The organism is Listeria sp. PSOL-1 (assembly GCF_902806445.1).
In the GTDB taxonomy this organism is placed as follows: Bacteria; Bacillota; Bacilli; order Lactobacillales; family Listeriaceae; genus Listeria.
On record NZ_LR760298.1, the window covers coordinates 405,653 to 421,409 of the forward strand.

The following is a 15,757-nucleotide window of genomic DNA, read 5'->3' on the forward strand; positions in this document are numbered from 1 at the left end:
CATCTCCTATCCATTTTTTTATAATACTTTTCATTCTAAAGGTAGCGCTTTCACGTTATCATAAAAGTTACTTTTAAAAAAATGAAGTTTTCGAGGAAAGAGATATAATTGTGACAATAATGTGTCTTTTTTAAGGGGTGCTAATGAAAAATGGGATCCATTTTTTTCTAGAGTTGCTTTCAGTTAGCGTCTTTAAGCGCTTTTTTTGTGTTCATCGTTTCATGTAGCAAAAATAAAAATGCTCTTCTCTGAGAAAAGCATTTTTATTTTTAAACATAATATTAAATCTCGTTTTTATTTAATTTCAAGATTTTTAGCTAACTCATCGTGTAAGCGAGCACGTTCTTGTTCAGAAACAACATAGTACCATAGGCCATCATTTAGTTTGCCGCCATCGCCTTTTACTTGAAGGTTTTCCACATTTTTTAATGAGTTACGGTAGTTTTTAGCAATTTTAGTAATGTCATTCATTGTAAAATCGGTCTCGATATTCTTACCAATGGCGTTTAAAATGCCGTCAAAGCGCCAGATTAATCCAGTACTTAAAGCTTTTTCAGCAATAGCAGAAATAAGTTGTTGTTGCCTTTTTTGTCGACCAAAGTCGCCTTCAGCATCTGTTTTACGGATACGGACATAAGCCAGAGCTTGGTCACCATCTAAATGAATATTTCCTTTGTTGAAAGTTCCTTGGCTACCAGTACTTGATTGTTTATTTAGCGTTAAACCGTCTTTGTCATTATAAACTTCAACGCCGCCAACAGCATTCACTAAATCACGGAAACCTTCCATATTAATTTTAATATAATAGTTAAATGGAATGTTATTTAAAAAATTCGTTGTTGTGGCATCTGCCATTTTTACGCCACCATAAGCAAAGGCGGCATTAATTTTTTCAGTCGAATTATGACCAATAATTTCAGCGCGAGTATCACGAGGGATACTTAACATTTGAATTTTGTTTTTTGTGCCGTTAACTGTTGCTGCAATCAATGTATCAGAACGTCCACGCTCATTACCACGAGCATCGGTTCCGATGATTAAAACAGAAAATGGTGTTTTACCATTTAAAGCAACGCCTGAACTTCCTTTTCCTTCAATGGGATGATGAATCTTATCAAAAGTAGAGCTTGTTCTCCAATAAGCAAAGCCGACAAGGGCTACAGCAGCTAAAACAATCACTAAAAGCGTGATTAATATAATTTTTAATACGAAGTGCTTTTTCTTTTTACGTTTGTCTGATCGCAATTTTGACATCCTTTCTTTACGTACATATTATTATTTTATACTAAAATATGAAAAAGGTCATTAAAAATTTTTAATCTTTAAGAAGTTATTAAGATTGGATGAGAATTTTAGCTTTTCATTGTGTTTTTATAGCGGAAAAAGTATAATAAAATAAACAAATTGTTCGGAAAGGGCGTGGAAGCCTTGTTTTATTTATTAATTAGTATTTGTTTCATGGCATCGCTTCTATTGACGCCACTTGTGAAATATCTAGCTTTAAAGTTCGATATAACGGATAAACCCGATCAACGTAGAATAAATGTAAAGCCGATCCCAAGTATTGGCGGCTTGGCAATTTATAGTAGTTTTATGATTGGACTGTTCTTATTGCCGATTGAAGATCGCTTTGTTTGGACGTTAGCTATTTCTGGGACAGTCATGATGCTTACAGGTTTAGTTGATGACCTTTTTGATATTAAAGCGCGTTATAAGCTGTTTGGTCAGATTTTGGCGGCATTTGTTATTGTTTTTTTTGGTGACATTAATATTGATTTTATTAATTTACCATTTGGTGGTGAAATACATTTTGGGATTTTGAGTATTCCACTTACCATTCTTTGGATTGTGACCATTACGAATGCGATTAATTTGATTGATGGGTTAGATGGCCTTGCAGCTGGGGTTTCAACGATTGCTCTTTTTACAATTTTGGGGATGGCCTTTATTATGTCGGATAGCGTTGTTATTTTAGTGGCTACGGTGCTTATTTCTGCGACGCTTGGGTTCTTACCTTACAATTTTAATCCAGCAAAAATTTTTATGGGTGATACAGGAGCACTTTTTTTAGGCTTTATTATTGCTGTTCTTTCAGTTATGGGCTTTAAAAACGTCACATTTATTTCACTTATTGTACCGATTTTAATTTTAGGGGTACCTCTTTCTGATACGATTTTTGCCATTATACGGCGAATGGTAACGAAGCAACCTATTGCGATGGCAGATAAATATCATCTGCATCATTGCTTAATGAATCTAGGTTTTACTCATCGGCAAACGGTTATTTTAATTTATGCAATCGCAGCACTTTTTTCGCTCTTTTCATTTATTTTTACAATGTCAACGCTTTTAGGTTCGATTATTTTAATGATTGTGCTGGTTATTTTAATTGAGGTACTGATTGAAACATTAGGCTTGATTGGGAAAAATTATCGCCCAATTATGCGCTTGTTTAAAATGAATTCAGAAAACGAAGAAGAAAAAAATAGTTAATGTAAAAAAAGCGTGACAAGTGCACGTTTTTTTTATATGCTTTGTACATACAGAAAAGGAGTATGGTGAGAGGAGCTATTTGTTAGCTTATTCACGTGCTCCTTTTTACTTGAAAGTTATTGTTTGAGAGCCGTGGTTATGATACATTATTCAGGTAAGCTTTTTACAGAAAGTCGAGGAGAAATCAATATGGAAATCATTGCGACAGCAGATTCAGCACTGCAAGCCGAAAAGTTGCTTCGCGCGGGGGTAGATACGCTATATGTTGGAAACAACCGATTTGGTCTTAGGTTGCCTGCTTCATTTAGTGTAACTGAATTACAAGAGATCGTGGCTTTTGCTCACGGACAAGGGAAAAAAGTCATCATAGCCGTAAATGGTTTAATGCACAATGAACATATCGCAGAAATCCCAGCTTATTTAAAGCAATTAGCTGAAATAAAGGCTGATGCAATTGCTTGCGGTGACCCAGGTGTTATTTTGACGTTGGAAGAGCTGGGACTTGACTTACCATTTATTTATGATGCACAAACATTTGTGACAAGCGCTGAACAAATTGCCTTTTGGGTGGAGCAAGGAGCAATTAGTGCTGTTCTTGCTAGAGAGTTAACAAAAATCGAAATCGAAAAAATTGCCAGTAGCTTAAATGTACCTGTAGAAGTTCTTGTTTATGGGCCAACGTGCATTCACCAATCAAAGCGCAAGTTGGTGACGAATTACTATAATATTACTGATTTAGATGAAAGCTCTGCTAAAGAACGTGGGCTTTATTTGCGTGAGCCGGGGGATGCGGATAGCATGCTACCTATTTATGAAGATGAAAATGGCACGCATATTTTTAGCTCAGAAGATATTTCATTGATGCCTTATTTAAAAGAGCTTTATCAAGCAGGGATTACAACTTGGAAGTTAGATGGCATTTTACATGAAAGTGAAAATTTTGTTCGGATTGCAAAACTTTTTGTTGAGGCGAAAGAAATGATCGTGAAAGATGCGTTTGTTGCTGAAAGTTTTGTTAACCAACTGGCTGAGCTGTCAAATAAAACGAGAAGCCTTGATGCTGGTTTTTATTTGAAAGATCCGGATGAAGTGAAGTAAAGGGGGATATTTATGCGCACAATAACAAAAAAACCAGAAGTGCTTGCACCTGCTGGAAATCTTGAAAAATTAAAAATTGCCATCCGTTATGGTGCTGATGCGGTTTATATTGGTGGACAAGCTTTTGGATTACGTTCACGTGCTGGGAATTTTAGTTTTGATGAAATGCGAGAAGGTATTACTTTTGCGCATGGACATGGAGCTAAAGTATACGTGGCTGCTAATATGGTGGCTCACGAAGGTGATACTGAGGGGGCGGGAGAATTTTTCCTGACATTACGAGAAATTGGTATTGATGCAGTTATTGTCTCTGACCCTGCGCTTATTCAAATTTGTTTTGAAAACGCACCTGGTTTACCAGTTCATTTATCAACACAAGCATCAGCGACTAATTATAAAACATTAGAATTTTGGCGAAAACGAGGGCTTGAACGTGTCGTTTTGGCACGAGAAGTAAGCATGGAGGAAATTCGCGAAATCGCAGAAAAAACCAATGTTGAAATGGAAGCCTTTATTCACGGGGCGATGTGTATTTCTTATTCTGGACGTTGTACACTTTCTAATCATATGGCGAATCGTGATGCCAATCGTGGTGGTTGTGCTCAGAGTTGCCGCTGGAAATATGATTTGTTTGAAGTGGATCATGGCGTGAAGCGAAATCTTGTAGCAGAAGACGAAGAGCCATTTTCAATGAGTGCAGTTGACTTATCAATGATTCGTTATCTACCAGATATGATTGAAGCAGGTGTAGACAGCCTTAAAATAGAAGGGCGGATGAAGTCGATTCATTATGTTTCAACAGTGGCTAGTATTTACCGCAAAGTGGTTGATGCTTATTGCAGCGATCCAGATCATTTCGAGTTTGATCCTGCTTGGGAAGATGAATTGTGGAAAGTAGCTCAGCGTGAGTTATCGACCGGTTTCTTTTATAAAGAACCAACAGAAGACGAGCAACTTTTTGGTAAAACAAGAAAAATTCCACAATATGCTTTTGCAGCACAAGTATTGGACTATGATCCAAAAACGCGAATTGCAACGCTTGAACAGCGCAATAATTTTGGCGTTGGGGATAAAATTGAATTTTATGGCCCTAAAGATACTGGCTTTAAGCAGACCGTAACGAAAATTTGGAATGAAAATGATGAAGTCATTGATCGTGCTCCTAATGCAATGATGACAGTAAAAATGGTTGTAGATCAACCGGTTGAGCCATTTGACTTTATGCGAAAGAAAAAATAGTTTACCATGGAAACGATTCGGAAAATGAGGTATAATGTAATTAAATTGTAACATAAGGAGGAATTAGCATGATAACTTTAATCATTATAATCGCAATCGTCGTTGTTCTTGCGTTGATTTACTTTGGTTTATACAATAGTCTTGTTAAATATCGTAATCGCGTTGATGAAACCTGGGCGCAAATTGATGTTCAATTGAAACGTCGCTTTGACTTAATTCCCAATTTGGTAGAAACGGTCAAAGGGTATGCCACACATGAAAAAGAAACACTGACACAGGTCATTGAAGCGCGCAATAAAATGATGGCAACATCAAAAAATGATCGTGCTGAGCAAATTGAAGCAGATGATATGCTAACAGGTGCATTAAAATCTGTTTTTGCTCTTGGCGAATCTTACCCAGATTTGAAAGCAAACCAATCATTTATCGAATTACAGCATGAGCTTTCTACAACGGAAAACAAGGTTGCTTACTCACGTCAGTTGTATAATACAACGGTTATGACATACAATACAAAAATTGAATCATTGCCAACGAATATTATCGCTAAAGCACATGGCTTTACGAAACGAGAAATGTTAAGTGCAAAAGAAGAGGAACGTGAAACACCAAAAGTCCAATTTTAATTTAGAAAGGAAGAGAGCGCATGCTATTTGAACAAATTGCTTCTAATAAGCGCAAAACTGTTTTTATTGTGTTCGGTTTCTTCTTATTCGTACTTTTGGTGGGTGCTGCGATTGGCATTGTTGTTTGGAACAATTATCTAAACGGACTGCTTATTGCTGCGGTTGTTGGCATCATTTATATCGCCATTATGTTATTCAATAGTTCTAGCATTGTAATGCAAATGAATCATGCAAAAGAAATTCGTTCGCGTGAAGAAGAGCCTGTCTTATTTGACACTGTTTCTGATATGGCTATGGTTGCAGGAATCAAGATGCCACGTGTGTATATTGTAGAAGATGCTAGCCTTAATGCTTTTGCAACAGGTTCATCTCCAGAAAAAAGCGCAGTCGCTGTGACACGCGGGCTGTTAAATGCATTAGAGCGCTATGAGCTAGAAGGTGTAATTGGGCATGAAGTCTCTCATATTCGCAATTATGATATCCGCCTTTCGACAATTGCGATAGCTCTTGTAGCGGTTATTGCAATTTTGAGTGATATTGCGATGCGTTTTCTTTTTTGGGGAAGTTTAACAGGTGGACGTAACAGCCGTAAAAATGACAATAATGGTGGTGGTGCAGCACAGGTAATTATTTATTTAGTTGCTCTTGTATTTGTTATTTTAGCACCTATTATTGCAACTGCAATCCAGTTTGCTTTATCGCGGAATCGTGAATATCTTGCTGATGCTAGCGCAGTTGAATTAACCCGAAATCCTGAGGGCTTAATTTCAGCACTTGAAAAGATCAGCGGGAATAGTAAGAAGATGGAGCAAGTAAGTGCAGCTAGTGAATCAATTTATTTTGCTTCACCCCTGAAGTCGAAAAAAGAAAAGCCAGGTTTATTTGATTCACATCCACCAATCAGTACAAGAATCGAACGTCTAAAAAGTATGTAAACAAAACAAAAAAAGCCGTGAAACTCTAGTTGGACATCGTTCCAAAATAGTATCACGGCTTTTTACCCACCTGTATATTGCCATATAAGTTGTCCATCTGCCATTTCGACTGAAGTGACTTTTTGTTGCAAGCGCCATTTCTTCATTAGGCGTTCAATTTTTGCTGTAGATACATTATAATATTCAGCCATAGCTTCTGCTGATGTTACACGTACTTGCTTGATATATTCTTCCATTGGAGGCCTATTCTCTGGTTCAGGAAAATGATTTAAGAGCTCCGATAAAATATGCACATACACATCATAACGATGGGGACCAGTAATCTTAAGGCCAGCATCCTCTATATTCCGATTAAAAAAGACGACGGTTGGATTTTCGAAAATATCCATTTCATGCGCTACTTTCTGATCCCCAATATAAGCACGTTTAGCAATATTGGAAGCAAAGTCTTTATTAAATTCGCTTAAATCAAGACCCACAGCATGCGCCATTTTTAACAGTGTCTCATTATCAGAAATATCTTTGCCTTCTAAAAAATAGGCTTCTTGGATTTTACGCAAAAAGTTAATCCCCAGTTTTTTTCCTTGAAGTTCAGCAGCTTTTACAGCAAGACAAGAAATATAAGAAAGGTGCGCCTGCTCCTTTTGCTCTTTGAACATTTCTAATTGTGGGGTGCGTTTTTGTTTGTTAATAAAAGTTTGTAAATTATTATATAAAATGTATCTTAATTTAAAATAATTACCATATTCTAACTGGAGGCGCTTAATATTGACATCCATATTCCAACAATCTTCACAAGTAGGATCGAAAAATAAATAAATTTCAATCGGCTTGGAACTTGAAACAGATTCATAATATAGATTTTGGTTAATCATTGTTATCACCTGATTTTCAAATTCTGACATATACACTGCCCGTACTTAGTATCGCTTGAGCTGTAAACTATATTGTAAAATAATTTAAGTCTATTTATATTTTATCAGCGTCTACATAAATTAACAAATAATTGCTCCTCAAAAAAAGCAGAATTTCTTTATAAATTGTATTTATTCATTGTGATAAACTTCGGTATAGAAGCGTTCAATTTTATTTGGTGCAGGGATTTCAGTGATTGAATAATTTTCCAGAAGTTCAGAAAAGATACTTTTTCCTTTTTCGTAATCGGGTACTTCATATTCAAGATTATAATCAACAACATTTCCATAAAAATTTTTGTCAAATACAAGCAATCCTTTTTTGTATTCGATTTCGCTTCGAATGGTTTTTAGTGAGCCGAACAAGATAAGGTCTTCGTACGAAACAGATAATTTAGCAAGTTGTTCGCGTACTTTACCAATGGGGATATTCGCACCTTTTAAGATAGCATCCGTTTGATCAGCGCCTAATATTTGCGTGGTTTCAAGCAATCCATTTCCTTCTGGTGTTTTTAATGTTAATTGATCGTTATTTTTTATTTTTCGAATACGTAAAGCGCTCTGTCTGTTTTTTAAGGCAAAGGCTGGTGTATCGAAGTAATAGTTAATTTGCTCAAAGTAATCATCAGCTTTTATGTTGAAATCTGTTGTTAGTTTTTCGTATTCGCTGGCTGTTAGCATATTACGAAATTCAATTTCAAGTTCTTGTGACAAAATAATCATCCTTTCAAGCATAAAAAGTTTCTTTTCTTCTATAGTACCAGTGTTGAAAAAAATATGCTAAAAATACGCTATCACAAAAGAGGAATCTTAAAAAATATGGTAAAATAGGTGTGTGCATTTGAGACTCAGTCAAATAAGCTAGTAGAGGTGAGGTTTTTGAATCATTGGGAAGATTTTCTTGTGCCGTATAAGCAAGCTGTAGAAGAGTTAAAAGTAAAATTTAAAGGAATGCGTTCCCAGTTTATACTTGAAAACAATCATTCGCCGATTGAATTTGTGACGGGTCGTGTAAAGCCCGTGGCAAGCATTTTGGATAAAGCAACAAAAAAGGAGATCTCACTTGATTGCTTAGCAGAAGAAATGCAAGATATCGCTGGACTTAGAATGATGTGTCAATTTGTGGATGATATTGAAGTTGTTGTCGAGTTAATGAGACAAAGAAGTGATTTTCGTATTATAGAAGAAAGAGATTATATTGCGAATAAAAAGCCTAGTGGTTATCGTTCTTACCATGTAGTTATTGAATATCCAGTGGAAACAATCCAAGGTACAGAAAAGTTACTTGTTGAAATTCAAATTCGGACACTTGCCATGAATTTTTGGGCGACGATTGAGCATTCAATGAATTATAAATATCAAGGTGGGTTTCCAGAAGCGATTAATACAAGACTAAAACGCGCTGCAGAAGCTGCATATCAATTAGATGAAGAGATGCGCCAAATTCGTGAAGAAGTAAGAGATGCTCAGGTCTTTTTTTCAAAAAATAAAGATGTCATCAAAGCCCAAAATACTGTACACCATGAAATTCCTAAACAATAGATAAAGGAGAACACAAAATGAAATATGTAATTTTCTCCAAAGGGGATGAAAAGTCGAATTTACTTAGATTGACAATTGTTGCTGAATTTGGGAATTATGATATGGTCTATGATGAGGTTAACCCAGAAATTGTGATTTCCATTGGCGGTGACGGGACGATGCTTGCTGCTTTTCATCAATATGAAAATCGTTTAGATCAAACTGTGTTTTTAGGTATTCATACGGGGCATTTAGGCTTTTATGCTGATTGGCGCCCGCAAGAAGTTGATAAATTGGTCAAGTTAATTGTAAAAGGCAAGTTTGAAAGAGTGATTTATCCGCTTTTAAAAACAACCGTACGCTATGCGTTAGGAAAACAAGAAGCGATTTATTTAGCGTTAAATGAATCAACGGTTAAAAGCTCTGGAGGGCCATTTGTCGTTGATGTTTTTGTCAATGATAGTCATTTTGAGCGATTTCGCGGAGATGGTCTTTGTATGTCAACACCAAGTGGAACCACGGCTTACAATAAATCGCTTGGAGGGGCTTTAATGCATCCTTCCATTTCAGCCATGCAGTTAACCGAAATGGCGTCAATTAATAATCGGGTTTATCGTACAATTGGGAGCCCACTTGTTTTCCCAAATCATCACTTAGTTAGTTTACAGCCAGTTAACCATAATGACTTTCAAATATCAGTGGATCATTTAAGTATTTTACATCGCGATGTAAAAGAAATTCGTTATGAGGTTTCAGATCAGTCAATTCAATTTGCAAGATTCAGGTCGTTTCCATTTTGGCAACGAGTACATGATTCGTTTATTGAAGATTAGGAGGAAGTTTTGTTTTTATCGTGGCAAGTGAAAGAAGAGGAAGAAGGCATACTGCTTAGGACATTTCTTAAGCATCATCATATTTCAAAACAGCTTTTAGCTTCTGTGAAATATCAAGAAGACGGGAAAATTGAAGTCAATAAAAAAGAAGAAACCGTCCTTTATAAAGTAAAAACAGGAGATATTATTAAGCTAACTTTTCCAAAAGAAAAGCAAAACGACCGTTTAGTGCCTGAATTTGGCCTTTTAGATATCGTGTTTGAGGATGATTTTATTCTTGTTATTAATAAGCCTGCTGGGATGGCATCGATTCCTGCACAATATCATCCAAAGGGGTCGGTTGCAAGTCATGTGAAAGGGTATTACCATCTGAAAGGTATTGATTCTGCAATCCATATTGTGACAAGGCTTGATCGTGAAACTTCTGGATTGATGCTGATTGCAAAAACACGGTTTGCTCATGCGCGATTAAGTGATTTTCTGCAAAAAGGGCTTTTGAAAAGGCGTTATCAGGCGCTTGTCACGGGACAATTGTCAGAGTCTAGTGGAAGTATTATCGCTCCAATTGGTAGGCGTGATGTTAGTATCATGGAACGAATAGTCACACCAGAAGGAAAATATGCAAAAACAAACTACCAAAGAATAGCACATTATCAGGATTTTGATCATCTCAAAATTGAACTTGAAACAGGGAGAACCCATCAAATTCGCGTTCATTTTTCATATATTGGTCATCCATTAATTGGAGATGAAATGTATGGCGGTAAAGTAGATCAGTTAAAAAGGCAAGCACTTCATTCGTATCATCTTCATTTACAACACCCTTTTACAGAAGAATATCTTGAGTTTGAAATTCCACTACCAGCAGATATTGAAAACATGATAAACAAAGTGAAAAAAGTTTAAAAAAAAACAAGACTCATGTAAAATAAATAATGGAATAAATGTTTAATTTTAGGAGGAAGAATAATGAATTTAACTTTAGATGATAAAACTTACGTTGTGATGGGTGTTGCCAATAAACGTAGTATTGCTTGGAGTATTGCTAAATCACTTAACGAAGCAGGGGCTAAGTTAGTTTTTACATATGCAGACGATCGGGCTAAAAAAAGCATTACAGAACTAGTAGACACGCTTTCTGACATAAATAAAGATCCATTATTGATTCACTGTGATGTCACAAGTGAAGATAACATAAAAGCGGCTTTTGAAGCTGTAAAAGCGAAACATGAGAAAATTAGCGGCTTAGCACATTGTATTGCTTTTGCAAATAAAGACTATTTAACGGGTGATTATTTAGAAGTGGATCGTGAAAGCTTTTTACAAGCTCATGAAATCAGTGCTTATTCTTTCACAGCAATTGCTCGAACATTGAAGCATTTAGAAATGCTAGCAGAGGATGCAAGTTTAATTACGTTAACTTATCTTGGTGGCGAGCGCGTGGTTGAAAATTATAATATTATGGGGGTCGCAAAAGCTTCTCTTGATGCAAGTGTTAAATATATGGCAGTTGATCTTGGAAAAGTGGGCGTCCGTGTAAATGCGATCTCAGCTGGTCCAATCCGTACGTTATCAGCAAGAGGTGTGAGTAGTTTTACAAAGTCACTAAGCATAGTAGAAGAGAAAGCACCGCTAAAACGAGCGACACAACCAGAAGAAGTGGGAGATACGGCTTTATTCCTGTTTAGTTCACTTTCACGAGGGATTACTGGTGAAATGATTCATGTGGATAGCGGCTATCACATTATCGGATTTTAAAAAAACATGTGCCGAGGACATTCATTGATGTCCTCGGCACATGTTTTTAATTTTTTTTCTCTAATTTACCTTTGTTATCTTTAAGTGGTGCTTGAGAAAGATAAAATTCTTTTGGTGTTGGTGGGTAAAAGGCTGGTTTTTTAGTTTGTCTAAATTGATCAATCGCCTTATCTATTTGTACCCAGCCACGCCAGCTTAAATGAATTGGGTCCTCTAAGAAGTAAGGATCATCTGTAAATTTCTCAAGTGAAACGTATTTAAAGCCATTCTGTTCCACCATTGCTTGTGTTTTTTGGTAATATAAACTTAATTCTTTTCTATTCATGCCAATAAAATCGATCCATTTTCCATTAATTGGTGGATTAACGAAGAGAACATCTGCACCAGCCTGCTTAAACGCATCCATAACTAGCTGTAAGTCAGCGTACTCAGGTGATTGAGCATAGCTTAATGAGCGACGGCTGTCTGTTAACTTATCGTAAATAGGTTTGATTTTTTTATCGTAATATTTTTGTTTGATGTTAAATTCATTGTTACCAGTATTGGCTTTACCAGCTTCTATAGCAAGTTGATCTAGTTTTTCATAGGATAAGTTGCCAGGGAGATTTTTAATACCATTTTCAACCATTTCTTCTCTAGAACCAGTGACAAATTTTGATTCCAATTCATCTTTACGAGTTAAAATAGCATATTGGAATTTTGCTGATAAGCGTGTGAAAGTTTCATCGTTTGGTTTATTTGGTCCAGGTGTAGCAATGTTTTCAAGTAAGGATTTTAAAGTTGTATCATTTTGCACGACTTTATATTGTAACAACCTGCGTGCAGCATAGCGTCTTTCGGGTGTTTCTTTTTTGTCTTCTAAAGCAAATTTATAAGCTTGAAGCGGTGAAAAGTTAATCCCAAAATGACCAGCATTTACTCCTTTTGGTTGAAACCACTGTGGGGAGAGAATGAAAACTACTTTTTTTCCTTTTAATTGGGTACCGAGTGAGTTGATATTTAAATAGTGTGTAAGCGATTGTGTCCCTGCACGGCCAATTAAAAACGGTGTATAACCCTTATTGTATTTTTGAGAATAAACGCTTGGATGAAACATATCAATACGAGAGAGTTCAGAAGACCCAAAGATTGGTAAGTATTCTTTTTTTGAAAACGCATCGTCTTGAATAAGTTGTCCTTGAATGACACCTTCATTCATCGAAGTAGCACTTTTTTCAATGGTTTTATTTGAAACGCCATTGAAAAGAGCACTTGGGCCGAAAAGGATGAACAGGAAGACAAGTCCAGCAACAAGTACTGGACCAAATGTCATCCAAAGCTTTTTTTTCATTATTTGAGTTCCTCGAGCTTAGCAATAATCATTTCTGGAGTTGCCCATTCCGTGCGTTCAAATTCAGAGACTGGAACTGTGATACCTAAACGAGCTTCAATTTCAACGAGTAGACTAACTGTTGCCATTGAATCAAGCAAGCCTTCGTCGAAAAGTTGAACGTTTGTGTTATCTTTAACTTCTTCTGTTTCTGTAATTTCCTCTAAAATTTTTAATACTTCATCGCGAAAAGCCATGTTAAAAACCACCTTTAATTATTTTTAGTTAAAATGGGATTTTATCTAATATTCCTGAGAAGATCAAGAATCCAAAGCAGATAAAATTAAATGTGATAAATACCCCAATGACATGTGTTACTTTGTTTTTTGGATAGAATTTATATTTTTTATTAATGCGTTCAAAGATATCAAAACCGATAATCATGAGCGCTTGGTATAACCCGTAAAGGATGTAATACCAATGAAGACCATGCCAAATCCCCATAATCATGAAATTCACGAAATAAGCGATATAGGCAATTGTAAACTTGCTTTTAAACCATTTTTTCTTTGTTAACCAGAATACAAGGCGCATAAAAACGAAATCTCGGAACCAGAATGATAAGGTCATATGCCATCTATTCCAGAAATCTTTAATGTTGCGAGCGATAAATGGTTTGTTAAAGTTCATTGGTGTCTGTATCCCTAACATATGACTGACTCCGACAGCAAACGCACTATAACCAGCAAAGTCAAAGAACAAATACATACTATAACTATACATATAACCAAGCATGCTAGAGCCAAAATTAATATGGTTTATTAAATTAAATTTAAGTGGCTCCACCCAGTATTTGGAAACTAAATAAGCAATAATGAATTTATAAAGAAAACCTAAGAAAATAAGAAAAATACCTCTGTTTAAAAGTGCTAAATATTTTTCCTTATCAAGTGGTTTATCGACATCCTGTTTAAAGCGACGATAACGATCAATTGGTCCAGAAGAAAGCGTTGGGAAAAAGAGTAAGAAATTCACGAATTCAACAGAATTATACTCTTTGATTAAGCCATCACGGATTTCTATCACCATGGTTACGGCTTTAAATGTCAAATAAGAGATACCAAGGAAGCCAACGAGTGAAAGATGGCCTGCAAGTAATGGCTGCATCTTGGTAACAATGAGTGGTAAAATGGACATCAATATTGCTAAAGTGAAAATACCACCATGATTTTTATTTAAAACACGGCGATAATTAAAGTAAAGCCGTACAATAATTAATTGCCAAAAGATAAAGGCAATAAACGCAATCCCTTGAATGTAGTTCTCAGAGAACATCCAATAAATGAAAAGAAGTGTTACAAAGGCATTATAAACAGGTAAACGGCGACCATTTAGGCCTGCAATGATAATGGGAGCTAAAAATAGAAACAATATCCCAAAATAGAATATCGTACCATAAGGTGTTGTCATTCGTTCACCTCTAGAGCCAGCGCTTTACGATCAACCTTACTGTTATTTGTTAATGGTAAGCTTTCTTTGTAAATCCATTTGCGTGGGATCATATAGCTTGGTAACACACTTTGCAATTCCTTTTTTATTGCAGAACTAAGTTGATATTCTTTTTGAAATTCGTGTGAGTTTGGTACGACAAAGGCAACTAAACTATCGACTTTCCCATTAACAAGTTTTGGAATGACAACGCAACTACGTATATAGCTGACTTCTTTCAAATTATTTTCGATATCTTCAAGTTCAATCCGATATCCATGCAGTTTAACTTGGAAATCAAGGCGACCATAGAAGAAGAGTTGTCCATCTTTAATAATCCCCGCATCTCCAGTATGATAACCAACAAAAGGTGGATATTCTTTAAAAACTTGTGCTGTCTTTTCTGGATCGTTTAGATAACCTTTTGAAACGCTTGGTCCAATCAGAACAATTTCACCTTTTTCTCCGTCTGGCAGTACTTCACCAGTTTCAGTTGAGACAATTTGTAGTTTAGAATCGGGTTTCATTTCACCAAGTGGTAAGCTTGGGTATTGGTCAATGATTTCATTTGTAATCTTTACTTGTGTGACAGCAACAGTTGCTTCAGTTGGGCCATAGGTGTTATAAACATTTGCTTTTGGAAAACGTTTCAACAGCTCACGAGCGGTTTCTTTTGTAAGAATTTCGCCGCAAAATAAGAAGTTAGTAAGCCCAGGTTGTGTTTCTTGATTGAAATGAGGATCAAGTAGGCAAACATCAACAAAAGAAGGTGTGCTAACCCAAACATTTAGCCCCATTTCAGGAAGTTTTGCATATAAATCTTTTAAGTTGGCGCTAATCTCTTTGTCAAGTGGTAAAAGGGTGCCGCCTGATAAAAGGGTTGGATAAACTCCCATTACTGACAGATCAAAGGAATAAGGTGCTTGATTTAAAACGCGCATTCCTTGTGCAAAGGAAAAATCCTGTAAAATCCAATGGCTAAAGCTTGCCAAGTTGTTATGTGAAATTTGTACACCTTTAGGCATGCCTGTGCTTCCAGAAGTATAGATAATATAGTAGGTATCATTACCACTTACTGCATTTTTTGGATTTGGAAGTTTGCCTTCATTTTTGTTGAAAGTAGCTGTTATTTCTGTTGTAGTAATCACTTTTTCTTTGCAATTTACAATAACTTCATCATCAGCGTCTTCTGCTAAAATAACAGCTAGTGAACCAGAAGCTGTAATAATTTGACTTGCGCGTTCGTTTGGAACTGATTTATCAATGGGTATATATGGATGACCACTTTTGGTTGCTGCTAAGAAAGAAATAATCATTAGTGGGCTCATATGACCATAGACGATGACAGGCTTATTTTTTTCGCAACCAATCTTGTTCTCAAGAAATAGCGCAAAGGCATCAGACTTTTCTTTAAGCTCTTTATAAGTTAAGACTTCCTTATTATATTCATAACACGGTGCATTTGGTGTTTTCTGTGCCCACTCATCAATACGAGCCGCGATTGTAGAATCCATCGTTTGGATACTCATCTGCATCCGTCCTT

General features: G+C 36.1%; 16 protein-coding genes. 9 read left to right on the plus strand and 7 right to left on the minus strand.

Going from position 1 to position 15,757, the window contains the following annotated elements; all coding sequences use genetic code 11:
• Positions 1 to 294: 294 nt before the first annotated feature.
• Positions 295 to 1,254, minus strand: a complete 960-nt coding sequence (locus G6Q10_RS02000) for an LCP family glycopolymer transferase (RefSeq protein ID WP_163652332.1) — start codon at positions 1,252 to 1,254, stop codon at positions 295 to 297.
• 204 nt (positions 1,255 to 1,458) lie between these two features.
• On the opposite strand from G6Q10_RS02000, the gene G6Q10_RS02005 reads away from it, so the two are divergent.
• From G6Q10_RS02005 to htpX, 5 genes are all read left to right on the plus strand, one after another.
• Complete coding sequence (locus G6Q10_RS02005; protein ID WP_370519539.1) at positions 1,459 to 2,493, plus strand: glycosyltransferase family 4 protein; 1,035 nt, start codon at positions 1,459 to 1,461, stop codon at positions 2,491 to 2,493.
• A gap of 189 nt (positions 2,494 to 2,682) precedes the next feature.
• A complete protein-coding gene (locus G6Q10_RS02010; protein ID WP_163652336.1) occupies positions 2,683 to 3,591 on the plus strand; it encodes a peptidase U32 family protein in 909 nt (302 codons plus the stop codon).
• Positions 3,592 to 3,603: 12 nt separating this feature from the next.
• Entirely contained in the window at positions 3,604 to 4,830 is a 1,227-nt protein-coding gene (locus G6Q10_RS02015) for a peptidase U32 family protein (protein ID WP_163652338.1), read from the plus strand.
• Between the two features lie 68 nt (positions 4,831 to 4,898).
• A complete protein-coding gene (locus G6Q10_RS02020; protein WP_163652340.1) occupies positions 4,899 to 5,456 on the plus strand; it encodes a LemA family protein in 558 nt (185 codons plus the stop codon).
• A 20-nt stretch (positions 5,457 to 5,476) separates the two neighbouring features.
• Positions 5,477 to 6,391 (plus strand): zinc metalloprotease HtpX, encoded by a 915-nt coding sequence (gene htpX, locus G6Q10_RS02025; protein ID WP_163652342.1) that lies wholly within the window; start codon positions 5,477 to 5,479, stop codon positions 6,389 to 6,391.
• Positions 6,392 to 6,453: 62 nt separating this feature from the next.
• On the opposite strand, the gene yjbH is transcribed toward htpX, so the two are convergent.
• Both yjbH and G6Q10_RS02035 read right to left on the minus strand, forming a co-directional pair.
• Positions 6,454 to 7,266, minus strand: coding sequence for a protease adaptor protein YjbH (gene yjbH / locus G6Q10_RS02030; RefSeq protein ID WP_163655665.1), 813 nt, complete (start codon positions 7,264 to 7,266; stop codon positions 6,454 to 6,456).
• 171 nt (positions 7,267 to 7,437) lie between these two features.
• The gene (locus G6Q10_RS02035) at positions 7,438 to 8,019 is read right to left on the minus strand and encodes a CYTH domain-containing protein (RefSeq protein ID WP_163652344.1); all 582 of its coding nucleotides are present in this window, start codon (positions 8,017 to 8,019) and stop codon (positions 7,438 to 7,440) included.
• A 165-nt stretch (positions 8,020 to 8,184) separates the two neighbouring features.
• On the opposite strand from G6Q10_RS02035, the gene G6Q10_RS02040 reads away from it, so the two are divergent.
• The 4 genes from G6Q10_RS02040 to fabI all read left to right on the plus strand — a co-directional run bounded on the left by G6Q10_RS02040 (position 8,185) and on the right by fabI (position 11,417).
• The gene (locus G6Q10_RS02040; RefSeq protein ID WP_163652346.1) at positions 8,185 to 8,847 is read left to right on the plus strand and encodes a GTP diphosphokinase; all 663 of its coding nucleotides are present in this window, start codon (positions 8,185 to 8,187) and stop codon (positions 8,845 to 8,847) included.
• A gap of 17 nt (positions 8,848 to 8,864) precedes the next feature.
• Positions 8,865 to 9,659 (plus strand): NAD kinase, encoded by a 795-nt coding sequence (locus G6Q10_RS02045; protein WP_163652349.1) that lies wholly within the window; start codon positions 8,865 to 8,867, stop codon positions 9,657 to 9,659.
• Positions 9,660 to 9,668: 9 nt separating this feature from the next.
• Positions 9,669 to 10,565, plus strand: a complete 897-nt coding sequence (locus G6Q10_RS02050) for an RluA family pseudouridine synthase (protein WP_163652351.1) — start codon at positions 9,669 to 9,671, stop codon at positions 10,563 to 10,565.
• A 63-nt stretch (positions 10,566 to 10,628) separates the two neighbouring features.
• Positions 10,629 to 11,417, plus strand: coding sequence for an enoyl-ACP reductase FabI (gene fabI, locus G6Q10_RS02055; RefSeq protein WP_163652353.1), 789 nt, complete (start codon positions 10,629 to 10,631; stop codon positions 11,415 to 11,417).
• A 46-nt stretch (positions 11,418 to 11,463) separates the two neighbouring features.
• Here fabI and dltD read toward each other — a convergent pair whose 3' ends face one another.
• Genes dltD through dltA form a run of 4 tightly spaced genes read right to left on the minus strand, consistent with a single transcriptional unit; the run spans position 11,464 to position 15,743 of the window.
• Complete coding sequence (gene dltD / locus G6Q10_RS02060) at positions 11,464 to 12,747, minus strand: D-alanyl-lipoteichoic acid biosynthesis protein DltD (protein ID WP_163652355.1); 1,284 nt, start codon at positions 12,745 to 12,747, stop codon at positions 11,464 to 11,466.
• Complete coding sequence (gene dltC / locus G6Q10_RS02065) at positions 12,747 to 12,983, minus strand: D-alanine--poly(phosphoribitol) ligase subunit DltC (protein ID WP_163652357.1); 237 nt, start codon at positions 12,981 to 12,983, stop codon at positions 12,747 to 12,749. Before dltC ends, dltD begins: the two co-directional genes overlap by 1 nt.
• A 28-nt stretch (positions 12,984 to 13,011) precedes the next feature.
• Positions 13,012 to 14,196 (minus strand): D-alanyl-lipoteichoic acid biosynthesis protein DltB, encoded by a 1,185-nt coding sequence (gene dltB, locus G6Q10_RS02070; protein WP_163652359.1) that lies wholly within the window; start codon positions 14,194 to 14,196, stop codon positions 13,012 to 13,014.
• Entirely contained in the window at positions 14,193 to 15,743 is a 1,551-nt protein-coding gene (gene dltA, locus G6Q10_RS02075) for a D-alanine--poly(phosphoribitol) ligase subunit DltA (RefSeq protein WP_370519496.1), read from the minus strand. Before dltA ends, dltB begins: the two co-directional genes overlap by 4 nt.
• Positions 15,744 to 15,757 lie beyond the last annotated feature (14 nt).

What these genes read in the sequence shown, in the direction of transcription:
- G6Q10_RS02000 (WP_163652332.1), bottom strand. Translation starts at nt 1,254, where the DNA reads ATGTCAAAATTGCGATCAGACAAACGTAAAAAGAAAAAGCACTTCGTA.
- G6Q10_RS02005 (WP_370519539.1), top strand. Translation starts at nt 1,459, where the DNA reads ATGGCATCGCTTCTATTGACGCCACTTGTGAAATATCTAGCTTTAAAG.
- G6Q10_RS02010 (WP_163652336.1), top strand. Translation starts at nt 2,683, where the DNA reads ATGGAAATCATTGCGACAGCAGATTCAGCACTGCAAGCCGAAAAGTTG.
- G6Q10_RS02015 (WP_163652338.1), top strand. Translation starts at nt 3,604, where the DNA reads ATGCGCACAATAACAAAAAAACCAGAAGTGCTTGCACCTGCTGGAAAT.
- G6Q10_RS02020 (WP_163652340.1), top strand. Translation starts at nt 4,899, where the DNA reads ATGATAACTTTAATCATTATAATCGCAATCGTCGTTGTTCTTGCGTTG.
- htpX (WP_163652342.1), top strand. Translation starts at nt 5,477, where the DNA reads ATGCTATTTGAACAAATTGCTTCTAATAAGCGCAAAACTGTTTTTATT.
- yjbH (WP_163655665.1), bottom strand. Translation starts at nt 7,266, where the DNA reads ATGATTAACCAAAATCTATATTATGAATCTGTTTCAAGTTCCAAGCCG.
- G6Q10_RS02045 (WP_163652349.1), top strand. Translation starts at nt 8,865, where the DNA reads ATGAAATATGTAATTTTCTCCAAAGGGGATGAAAAGTCGAATTTACTT.
- fabI (WP_163652353.1), top strand. Translation starts at nt 10,629, where the DNA reads ATGAATTTAACTTTAGATGATAAAACTTACGTTGTGATGGGTGTTGCC.
- dltD (WP_163652355.1), bottom strand. Translation starts at nt 12,747, where the DNA reads ATGAAAAAAAAGCTTTGGATGACATTTGGTCCAGTACTTGTTGCTGGA.
- dltC (WP_163652357.1), bottom strand. Translation starts at nt 12,983, where the DNA reads ATGGCTTTTCGCGATGAAGTATTAAAAATTTTAGAGGAAATTACAGAA.
- dltB (WP_163652359.1), bottom strand. Translation starts at nt 14,196, where the DNA reads ATGACAACACCTTATGGTACGATATTCTATTTTGGGATATTGTTTCTA.
- dltA (WP_370519496.1), bottom strand. Translation starts at nt 15,743, where the DNA reads ATGAGTATCCAAACGATGGATTCTACAATCGCGGCTCGTATTGATGAG.